10 protein-coding genes and 1 pseudogene are annotated in these 9,010 nt (G+C 58.8%); 6 read left to right on the top strand and 5 right to left on the bottom strand.

What is annotated here, in order from left to right; translation table 11 throughout:
- From SYN60AY4M2_RS14390 to grxC, 3 genes and pseudogenes are all read left to right on the top strand, one after another.
- Positions 1-132: pseudogene (locus SYN60AY4M2_RS14390) on the top strand (1,4-dihydroxy-2-naphthoyl-CoA synthase); the annotation flags it as partial.
- A 60-nt stretch (positions 133-192) separates the two neighbouring features.
- Complete coding sequence (gene polA, locus SYN60AY4M2_RS05200) at positions 193-2,979, top strand: DNA polymerase I (protein WP_099812433.1); 2,787 nt, start codon at positions 193-195, stop codon at positions 2,977-2,979.
- A gap of 65 nt (positions 2,980-3,044) precedes the next feature.
- Complete coding sequence (gene grxC, locus SYN60AY4M2_RS05195) at positions 3,045-3,305, top strand: glutaredoxin 3 (RefSeq protein WP_011429436.1); 261 nt, start codon at positions 3,045-3,047, stop codon at positions 3,303-3,305.
- A gap of 51 nt (positions 3,306-3,356) precedes the next feature.
- Here the strand turns inward: grxC and SYN60AY4M2_RS05190 are convergent, their stop codons facing one another.
- The 3 genes from SYN60AY4M2_RS05190 to SYN60AY4M2_RS05180 form a co-directional block, all read right to left on the bottom strand.
- Positions 3,357-3,653, bottom strand: a complete 297-nt coding sequence (locus SYN60AY4M2_RS05190; RefSeq protein ID WP_011429437.1) for a DUF2470 domain-containing protein — start codon at positions 3,651-3,653, stop codon at positions 3,357-3,359.
- 148 nt (positions 3,654-3,801) lie between these two features.
- A complete protein-coding gene (locus tag SYN60AY4M2_RS05185; protein ID WP_011429438.1) occupies positions 3,802-4,329 on the bottom strand; it encodes a class I SAM-dependent methyltransferase in 528 nt (175 codons plus the stop codon).
- 9 nt (positions 4,330-4,338) lie between these two features.
- Positions 4,339-5,223 (bottom strand): arginase family protein, encoded by an 885-nt coding sequence (locus tag SYN60AY4M2_RS05180; RefSeq protein WP_099812432.1) that lies wholly within the window; start codon positions 5,221-5,223, stop codon positions 4,339-4,341.
- A 231-nt stretch (positions 5,224-5,454) separates the two neighbouring features.
- On the opposite strand from SYN60AY4M2_RS05180, the gene SYN60AY4M2_RS05175 reads away from it, so the two are divergent.
- Positions 5,455-5,880: a photosystem I reaction center subunit II PsaD gene (locus SYN60AY4M2_RS05175; RefSeq protein ID WP_041438839.1), complete on the top strand. Its 426-nt coding sequence runs from the start codon at positions 5,455-5,457 to the stop codon at positions 5,878-5,880.
- A gap of 369 nt (positions 5,881-6,249) precedes the next feature.
- On the opposite strand, the gene SYN60AY4M2_RS05170 is transcribed toward SYN60AY4M2_RS05175, so the two are convergent.
- Positions 6,250-6,858 carry a peroxiredoxin gene (locus SYN60AY4M2_RS05170; RefSeq protein WP_011429441.1) on the bottom strand — a complete coding sequence of 203 codons (609 nt, stop codon included), beginning with the start codon at positions 6,856-6,858 and terminating at the stop codon, positions 6,250-6,252.
- Positions 6,859-7,073: 215 nt separating this feature from the next.
- Here SYN60AY4M2_RS05170 and SYN60AY4M2_RS05165 point away from each other — a divergent pair, with 215 nt between their 5' ends.
- Positions 7,074-7,265, top strand: coding sequence for a hypothetical protein (locus SYN60AY4M2_RS05165; RefSeq protein ID WP_240527734.1), 192 nt, complete (start codon positions 7,074-7,076; stop codon positions 7,263-7,265).
- A gap of 1 nt (position 7,266) precedes the next feature.
- On the opposite strand, the gene SYN60AY4M2_RS05160 is transcribed toward SYN60AY4M2_RS05165, so the two are convergent.
- Complete coding sequence (locus SYN60AY4M2_RS05160) at positions 7,267-7,524, bottom strand: DUF1830 domain-containing protein (protein ID WP_011429444.1); 258 nt, start codon at positions 7,522-7,524, stop codon at positions 7,267-7,269.
- A gap of 255 nt (positions 7,525-7,779) precedes the next feature.
- On the opposite strand from SYN60AY4M2_RS05160, the gene glpX reads away from it, so the two are divergent.
- On the top strand, positions 7,780-8,823 hold the full coding sequence (glpX, locus tag SYN60AY4M2_RS05150) for a class II fructose-bisphosphatase (protein ID WP_011429446.1): 1,044 nt from the start codon (positions 7,780-7,782) through the stop codon (positions 8,821-8,823).
- Positions 8,824-9,010 lie beyond the last annotated feature (187 nt).

Genomic DNA, 9,010 nt, shown 5'->3' with positions numbered 1-9,010 from the left:
CAGGTGGGGCTGCAGGAGCTGGCCGGAGATGCGACGTTGCTGTTCTACATGACCGAAGAAGCTGCTGAGGGCAAACGCGCCTTTTTGGAAAAGCGCCCCCCCAACTTTCGCCAGTTTCCCTGGCGGCCCTAGGGAGGGATCCTCTGTTGGATCCCTTTTGGATAGGCTGGACTCAGTTCTTGGTCTGGGCCGATGGCTTCCCAAACTCCCCGGCTGCTTTTGGTCGATGGCCACTCCCTGGCCTACCGCTCTTTTTATGCCTTTGCCTACAGCCGCGAGGGGGGCTTGCGCACCTCCACGGGGATCCCGACCAGTGTCAGCTTTGGCTTTTTGAAATCGCTGCTGGAGGTCTTGGAGAAATACCCCCCCACCCATGTAGCTGTTGCCTTTGATACCCGGCAGCCCACCTTTCGCCACGAGGCGGATGAAACCTACAAAGCAGGCCGTCCGGAAACACCGCCGGAGTTCGTTGAGGATGTGGAGAACCTCCAGCAGGTGTTGGCGGCGCTGCGCATTCCCATTTTGGCGGTGCCTGGCTTTGAGGCCGACGATATTCTGGGTACTCTCTGTCGGCTTGCTCCCCACGAGTATCGAGTGCAGATCTTAAGCGGCGACCAGGATCTGTTTCAACTCATTGACCGCGAGGGAAGGATTCGGGTTTTGCACCTCAACAGCAAAGATCGCGTCAGCGAATTTGGCCCCCAAGAGGTCAAAGAGAAATTGGGCATCTGGCCTTGGCAGGTGGTCGACTACAAAGCCCTCTGTGGTGACCCCTCCGACAACATTCCCGGCGTCAAGGGGATCGGCCCCAAGCGAGCGGCAGAGCTCTTGCAGCGCTACGGCAGCTTGGAGGAGATTTTCAACCATCTGGAGGAGATCCCTGGCAAAGTCCAGCAGTACCTCAGGGAAGGGATCCCAGCAGCCCAGCACTCCCAATTTCTGGCTCGAATTCACTGCGATGTCCCCCTTTCGCCTGACTGGGAGAGCATGAGGTTAACTGGGTTTGACCCAGAGGAAGTGCTGCCGCTGCTGGAGAAATTGGAGTTTCGCAGTTTCATTGCTCAAGTGCGCCAACTGCAGGCCACTTTGGGCGGGATCCCAGCCCAAGCCTCTCAAGCAAGGACAACTTCAAAGGATGGCTCTACCTACGACGAGGCTCTTTGGTTTGATTTTCCCGCTGCTCCCGCTCCCTCTTTGCCAGCAGTGTGCATCGTGGATACAGCGGAGAAATTGGAGCTGTTGCGGCAGGAGCTGTTGGCCTGTTCCGGGATCGTAGCCTGGGACACAGAAACCACGAGTCTAGATCCCCGCGACGCCCAACTGGTGGGGATTGGCTGCTGCTGGTCAGAACGGGATGTTGCCTATTTGCCCCTTGGCCATCGCCAGGGATCCAACTTGGACTGGGACCTGGTCAAACAGAGTCTACAGCCCATTTGGGAGGATCCCAATCGGCCCAAAAGCCTGCAAAACTGCAAGTATGATCTCAGCATTTTTCGCGCCCATAGCATCCGCCTGCAAGGGATCCAATTTGATCCCATGCTGGCCAGCTACGTTCTCAATCCAGAGGCCAGCCACAACTTGGCCGACTTGGCAGCTAGCTATTTAAATTTGCCCACCACCAGCTACGAAAAGTTGCTGGGCAAAGCAGAGTCCCTCGCCGATCTGCCCATTGCCAAAGTGGCAGAATACTGCGGCACCGATGCCTACTGCGCCTATCGTTTGGTGCCCATCCTCACCGAAAAGCTGCAACAGACTGACCCACGCCTCTGGAATCTTTTTGTCCAAGTGGAGTTGCCTTTGGCCCATGTTTTGGAAGAAATGGAGTGGGTCGGCATCCGCATCGACACTGAGTTTCTTCGGCAGTTTTCCCAGGAGCTGGAAAAAGAGCTACACAGTCTAGAGCAGAAAGCCTATGCTCAAGCAGGCGAGGTGTTTAACCTCAACTCTCCCAAACAACTGGGATCCCTGCTCTTTGAAAAGCTCAAGCTAGATGTCCGCAAAACTCGCAAGACGGCCACCGGCTACTCCACCGACGCCTCGGTTTTGGAAAAGCTGGAAGGGGATCACCCAGTCATTGAAACCATTCTCCAGTACCGCACCCTGGCCAAGCTCAAATCCACCTATGTGGACGCGCTGCCGGCTCTGGTAAGACGCGATACGGGTAGGGTGCACACCAGCTTCAACCAGACCGTTACTGCCACTGGCCGGCTCAGCTCCTCCAACCCCAATTTGCAAAATATCCCCATCCGCAGCGAGTTTAGCCGCCGCATTCGCCAGGCCTTCGTTCCCCAGGAGGGATGGCTGTTGGCCTCGGCTGACTACTCGCAAATTGAGCTGCGCATCCTGGCCCACCTCAGCCAAGAGCCAACCCTCATCGAGTGCTTTCGCTCTGGGGAAGATGTGCATACCCTTACCGCTCGCTTGCTCTTTGAAAAACAAGAAGTAACCAGCGAAGAACGCCGCCTGGCCAAGACGATTAACTATGGGGTGATCTACGGCATGGGGGCGCAGCGTTTTGCCCGCACTGCCGGCGTCTCTCTAGCGGAGGCGAAGGAATTTTTGCGGCGATTTAACGAGCGCTACGCCGGCGTTTTTGCCTATCTCCGCGCCACCGAAGCCTTTGTGGAAAAGCACGGCTATGTGGAAACCCTTTTAGGCCGCCGTCGCTATTTTCCCAATTTGTCTCAGCTATCCGGCCATCGCAAACAGGCCGAGCTGCGGGCTGCCGTGAACGCCCCCATCCAGGGATCCGCCTCAGACATCATCAAAGTGGCCATGGTGCGCTTGCAGGAAAAGCTGCAGCATTTTCGCTCGCGTTTGCTTTTGCAGGTTCACGACGAGCTGGTGTTTGAAGTAGAGCCCTCCGAATGGCAGGACTTACGGCCCCTCATTCAAAGAGAAATGGAAGAGGCAGTGCCCCTTTCCATACCGCTGGTGGTGGACATTCAAATTGGCCACAACTGGAAGGAGGCCAACTAAGGGATCCCGGCCTCGGAGAAATGTTAAGCTATGTAAAAGTGTGTGAAAGTGTTGGTTATCTCCCTATGGCCGTTGAGATCTACACGTGGCGTTTTTGTCCCTTCTGCATCCGCGCCAAGCAACTGTTGGATCGCAAAGGGGTGAAGTACATCGAATACGCCATCGATGGGGACGAGGCAGCGCGAGCGGAGATGGCCAAGCGGGCCAACGGGCGCCGTTCGGTACCCCAGATTTTTATCAACAACCAGCACATCGGCGGCTGCGACGACCTCTACGCCCTTGAGGCCCAGGGCAAGCTGGATTTGCTCCTGCAGCAGGCCAGCTAGCTGCCTGCTTTCCTGCTAGCCTGGGCGGGATCCAAACCCGTTAACTTGTGGCTAACCGGCGGCCTGCCTGAGCTGGGCACGGGCTTGTTTGAGCATGGCAATCAGGGTGTGGTGGGCATCTTCAGAATCTTTGAGAGGGTGATCAAAGGGGATGCGCAGCTTCCGCACAGCCCCATCCACCTCCACCTGTAAGTCCATTCCTTCCGCGTCGATGGCCTCCATACGGGCCTGGACCACTCCTTCCACCTGGCCGAAGACCCTGGCGTAGAGGGCCACGGCATCGGCGTGGTCTTCGTTCATGTGCTTGCAGATGCGCTCGCTAACTTGAGGGGTGAGAGGATCGCCCATAGAAGGTGGGAATTGCCAGGTACAGGTTTTAGTCTAGCGGAGTCTTGACCGAAACCTTGGCGGCGCAGATCCCGCTCTTCCCCTTTCCCCCCGTATACGGGGGATGAAAGGGGGGAGAACGCCAATCAAAGAGCTAGTTGAGGGCAGGCTAACGGTTGCCAGGGCCAGCCATATCTCGGTCTAGGTTGCAGCCATCTCCGATCGCCCTCTGGATAGGGTTGAGACGCCTTTGCCAGCTTTGCACCTGGGGATCCGGGCTGAGGCCGTGCTCGAGAAAAAACAGCTTGCCCCCCACCCGCAGCACCCGCCGGATTTCCCCCAAAGCCTTGGCCAAATCGGGGATGCTACACAGGGTCCAGGTGCTGACCACGCTGTCAAAACTCTGGTTCGAAAAAGGCAGCTCTTGGGCGTCCGCCACCAGCCAATCGACGGCGATGGAGGAAGCCGCGATGCGGCGGCGGGCCAGGGATCCCATGCCGGGGTTGGGATCTGCCACTGTAATTTTTTGAATGTGCTCTGGGTAGCAGGCCAGGTTGAGGCCGGTGCCAAAGCCGATCTCCAAGACCGCTCCCCGCACCTGGGCCAGAAGCTGCCGCCGATAGCTCTCCAGACGCTCGCTGGCCAGAGCCCAATCCAGCAACCTCGGAAAAAGCACCTGCCGGTAGAAAGCCTTCATAAGCCGGGCTCAAGAGGTTCGCGATCTATTTTCGGGCCGTTCGAGCGTAGCGGGGTTGGGGGCCAGCTTCAGGGAGTAGAGGCCGTAGCAGGCCAGCAGCCAATTGAGCAGGCGGGCCACCATGCGGGCGGTTGGCCGCGTCGCCGCTCCCACCGCCACTCCTCCCAAGGAAAGGCCGATCACAGGGCGGGCGGCGAAGATGGCCTCACAGGTTGTTAACAGTTGAAACCAACTCAGCCCCCCCGGCTCCGGGTGGTGCACCGCCGGCGCCAAAGAGGGATCCAGCACACTGCAGTCCACCACCAAAAACACCGGCTGCTCCGGCAAAGCCTCCACCACCTGCTGCGGATCCCAGCCATCCTGGGCCCAAAAGATCGGGCTGGCGTGGTTTTTCAGCCAGGCGTAGGCGCGGGCACTGCCGCTGCGCAGCCCCACATGCACCACCGGCAGCCTATGCTGGTAGAGCAACTCCACCCAGGCAGCGTTGCCATAGCCCATATCTTGCTCCGGCTGGGTCATCTCCTCGGGCGGCATCAGGTTGGCATGGGCGCTGCAATGCACCACACTCAGGGCGAGGTAGTGCTTCCAAAGGGCACGAATGGCTCCCCAACTGGCCGCCAAGACCGAAGGCAACAGCACCGGCCACTGTTGTCGTCGCCAAGCCTGAATAACCGCCGCCTCACACATGCCATAGGGCGGCTCATCCACCAGCCCCGGCAACTGCGCCACTGCTATCTCATCCACATTGATCCCCAACCGCGGCTCAAAAGCACACAGCTCAGCACCGGCGTTGAGGATGGCCAGCGGCGCCTGCGTATCTGGGCCAAAGGCAGTGGGAATGAGGACAACCCTGGCGTTGGACTGGGAACTGGGATGGAGGGACCACTGGGCCATGGGCGTCGTTCCTGTTGCAAACGTGGGGCTCTGCCGCCTGCTTCTATGGTGGCTCAGAGAGTAAGCCGGGATCCGCCCGCGCCAGAGCTGGATCTGCTACGAAAAATTACAGTTCGCCGGCAGATCTGGGGTCAAAAATCGGGCCGATGGTACATTCAAAGTGCTCCGCGCCTCAACCCCAAGCGCGGCCCAACAACGCAAACGACGACGAGAAGGTAGGCTATGGCTGTGATGGAAGGCGATCCCCGTCAGGGGGCAAAGTTGCCCCTATTCGGGGGATCCACCGGAGGGCTGTTGAGCGCAGCCGAAACCGAAGAAAAATATGTGATCACCTGGACAGGCAAGCCGGGGCAAGTGTTTGAAATGCCCACCGGCGGCGCCGCCGAGATGGTGGAGGGCAAAAACTACCTCACCTTCGCCCGCAAAGAGCAGTGCCTGGCGCTCGGCGCTCAGTTGATCTCCGAGTTCAAGATCAAGGACTACCAGATCTTCCGCATCCCGGCGGGTGGACAGCCGGAACTGGTGCATCCCAAGGATGGTGTCTTTCCCGAGAAGGTCAACGAGGGGCGCCAGCCCGTCGGCAAGGTGGATCACAACATCGGCAAGAACAAAGAGCCGGTTACCTACAAATTCACCAACGGGAAACCCTGGGACTAATTCCGGCGACCTTTGTCTTTCTGTCTTGTCGGATCCCCTGGCCAGCCCAGGGGATCTTTATTTGTTCGTCTCCACATTTGTTCGTCTCCACTGGCAACCGGTTTGAAAGGGTTCGGCGCTGTTAGCCCTCACCCCCGGCCCCTCTCCCCGAGGGAGAGGGGAGGCGGAAGGTCATGTTGAGAAGAGTCGGATCCTTTGTCGGGCTGCCTTTTGCTAAAAAAAAAGCTCCAGCAAAGCATACCTACACGGAACTGTCTAGAGGTGTCTTGACAGCGCCTTTACGAGTCCGTTTATGGACTACGTGAGAATCCCCCGCCTTCAGGCGGGGGAGTGTCAAAACCCGGGATCCCTGACAGGGCCTGGACAAGCCTACTTGGCAACCGCCGCGAAGAACTCCTTGGATTTCACCGGGTCGGGGTTCAGGGTTCTCTGGCCGGGCTGCCAGTTGGCCGGGCAAACTTCATCGGGGTGAGCTTGCACGTACTGGATGGCCTGCAGGGTGCGCAGGGTTTCATCCACGCTGCGGCCAAAGGCCAGGTTGTTGATGGTGGCGTGCTGGATGATCCCTTCCTTGTCGATGATGAACAGGCCGCGCAAAGCCACCCCTGCCGCCGGATCCAGGACATTGTAGGCGGCGCTGATCTCCTTTTTCAGGTCGGAGACCAGCGGATACCTCAGCTCGCCCACCCCTCCGGCTTTGCGGTCGGTCTGAATCCAGGCCAGGTGAGAGTACTCGCTATCCACCGAGACGCCGAGGATCTCCGTGTCCAGCTTGGCAAACTCGTCGTAGCGATCGCTGAAAGCCGTGATCTCCGTCGGGCAGACGAAGGTGAAGTCCAAGGGGTAGAAGAACAGCACCACGTACTTCTTGCCCCGGTAGTCGGAGAGCCTCACCGTCTTAAATTCCATGTCGTAAACGGCAGTGGCCGAAAAATCGGGAGCGGGCTGCCCCACCCGCAGACATCCTTCCTGAGACATCAGTCGACGCTCCTTACGGTAAAGTACAAATGTAAACTAAACCTAACATACCATACTCATAATGACTTTGTCTTACTGGCTGGCTAAGCTGGAGCGCCGCGATCCAGGGGATCCCCATTTCTTTCCGTTTTTCGGCTCTGCCAGGTCAGGGAGTCGGTTGCCATGAGGGTGGCGCTGGAGTTTCTCTACCACTTCTGTTGTGACCGCTGCCGGCGGTGGTGGAGCCCCAGCCAGGGGATCGCCTCTATTGCCCCTACTGTGGCTATCACAATTGCGTGGAGCGCATCGATACCTTTCGCGACGCCGCGCGAGGCAGTTGCCTCATCCGTCCTCCCGATGCCCCCTCTGCCGAGCTGCCCTGCGAGGAAACCGAGGCTCGGCCTCAGGAGCCGGGATCCCCAAGCTGATTCATCCGTTCACTGCATCTGCCAGCCTGTCCAGGTGGGGGTCAGCCTCAGGCAGTGAGGAGTCCAACAAACGGCGGCAGGGGTGGCGCTCTTCCAAAATGGTGGTAGAACAGCAGCAGCTATAAACCTCCAGGTAGTCGTCCGGCTCTGCCTCGAAAATGGCATACTGGCCGGGGAAGAGGGTGCGCTCCCAGTGGCCGGGAATTGTTCGGATGACCTGAACCTGCTGAGAACGGTTGACGAAAACGTATCTTTTCATTGCGTTTTTTTAATCGCCTTAAGAAAAACTTATTGGCTTTAAGCCAGGCTATCACTCTTGATCCCCAGCCGACAATAGCCAACGGGCAAGACGGGGATCGCTCTTTCTGCTTGACTTTGGCCGATTTGTTTTCTCAGCTTATGAAAGCTGAGGCAAGGGGATCCCGAGAAGAAGCCCGCCTGGTAAACTGAGGGGAAGAGTCTGAAGATATCCTTAATTGGCCTTCATCGTTCCGACATACCAAGGGGGCACGCCGTGGACAACAAGTTGGGGCTAGAGATCATCGAAGTGGTGGAGCAGGCTGCCATCGCCGCCGCCCGTTGGATGGGCAAAGGCGACAACAAGACCGCCGATCAGGTGGCCGTCGAGGCCATGCGGGAGAAACTGAACCAGATCCCCATGCGCGGCCGCATCGTCATTGGGGAGGGAACCCGCGATGAGGCCCCCATGCTCTACATCGGGGAAGAGGTGGGCATCTGTACGCGCCCGGACGCCGAGCAGTTCTGCCGCGTGGAAGAGCTGGTGGAAATCGATATTGCCGTGGATCCCTGCGAAGGCACCAACCTGGTGGCCAAGGGCCAAAACGGCTCCATGGCGGTGCTGGCCATCTCCGAAAAAGGCGGCCTTCTGCACGCGCCGGACATCTACATGCAGAAGCTGGCGGCTCCGCCCCAGGCCAAGGGCAAGGTACATCTCGACTATCCGCCGGAAAAGAATCTTCAGATTATCGCCGAAAGCCTGGATCGGGAGGTCTCCGATCTGACGGTGGTGGTCATGGACCGCAAGCGCCACGTCGATCTCATTCGCCAAATCCGGGAGGCGGGGGCGCGGGTAAAGCTGATTACCGACGGCGACATCTCGGCGGCCCTCTCGGCAGGCTTCAACGGCACCGGCATCCACGCCCTGATGGGGATCGGGGCAGCCCCAGAGGGGGTGATCTCGGCGGCGGCGCTGCGCTGCCTCGGCGCCCACTTCCAAGGTCGGCTGATCTACGACCCCGAGGTGGTGCAGGCGGGCACCTACCTGCCGCCGGTGGAAGAGACACGACGGCAACTGAAAGAACAGGGCATCGAGGATCCCGACAAGGTGTGGGAATGCGAAGAGCTAGCCAGCGGCAAGGAAGTCCTCTTTGCGGCCACCGGGATTACTGATGGCGACCTGATGCGCGGGGTGCGTTTCTTCGGCGGCGGGGCACGCACCGAGACCTTGGTGATCTCCAGCCAGTCGCGCACGGTGCGCTTTGTGGATACCATCCATATGAAAGACGGCCAACAGCCCCGCAGCCTGCAACTGCGCTGACGGATCCCCGGCCCGACATCTCCCTCGGCAAGGGCGGCTTTCCTCTGGCGAAGGTCGCTCTTGTCCTTTGGGAAGTTAAGAAATCTATCAGTCAGTCGCCCGAAAAAACGTAATAACTCTTCAGCAAAATCCTGCAAAACCGGCTCGATACTGTTCTTAGGGTTTAGGTAGGCTGAGAAAAGTTACC

The organism is Synechococcus sp. 60AY4M2 (assembly GCF_002760375.1).
Lineage (GTDB): Bacteria > Cyanobacteriota > Cyanobacteriia > Thermostichales > Thermostichaceae > Thermostichus.
This window is presented reverse-complemented; position numbering and strand designations above follow the sequence as displayed.

What these genes read in the sequence shown, in the direction of transcription:
- polA (WP_099812433.1), top strand. Translation starts at nt 193, where the DNA reads ATGGCTTCCCAAACTCCCCGGCTGCTTTTGGTCGATGGCCACTCCCTG.
- grxC (WP_011429436.1), top strand. Translation starts at nt 3,045, where the DNA reads ATGGCCGTTGAGATCTACACGTGGCGTTTTTGTCCCTTCTGCATCCGC.
- SYN60AY4M2_RS05190 (WP_011429437.1), bottom strand. Translation starts at nt 3,653, where the DNA reads ATGGGCGATCCTCTCACCCCTCAAGTTAGCGAGCGCATCTGCAAGCAC.
- SYN60AY4M2_RS05185 (WP_011429438.1), bottom strand. Translation starts at nt 4,329, where the DNA reads ATGAAGGCTTTCTACCGGCAGGTGCTTTTTCCGAGGTTGCTGGATTGG.
- SYN60AY4M2_RS05180 (WP_099812432.1), bottom strand. Translation starts at nt 5,223, where the DNA reads ATGGCCCAGTGGTCCCTCCATCCCAGTTCCCAGTCCAACGCCAGGGTT.
- SYN60AY4M2_RS05175 (WP_041438839.1), top strand. Translation starts at nt 5,455, where the DNA reads ATGGAAGGCGATCCCCGTCAGGGGGCAAAGTTGCCCCTATTCGGGGGA.
- SYN60AY4M2_RS05170 (WP_011429441.1), bottom strand. Translation starts at nt 6,858, where the DNA reads ATGTCTCAGGAAGGATGTCTGCGGGTGGGGCAGCCCGCTCCCGATTTT.
- SYN60AY4M2_RS05160 (WP_011429444.1), bottom strand. Translation starts at nt 7,524, where the DNA reads ATGAAAAGATACGTTTTCGTCAACCGTTCTCAGCAGGTTCAGGTCATC.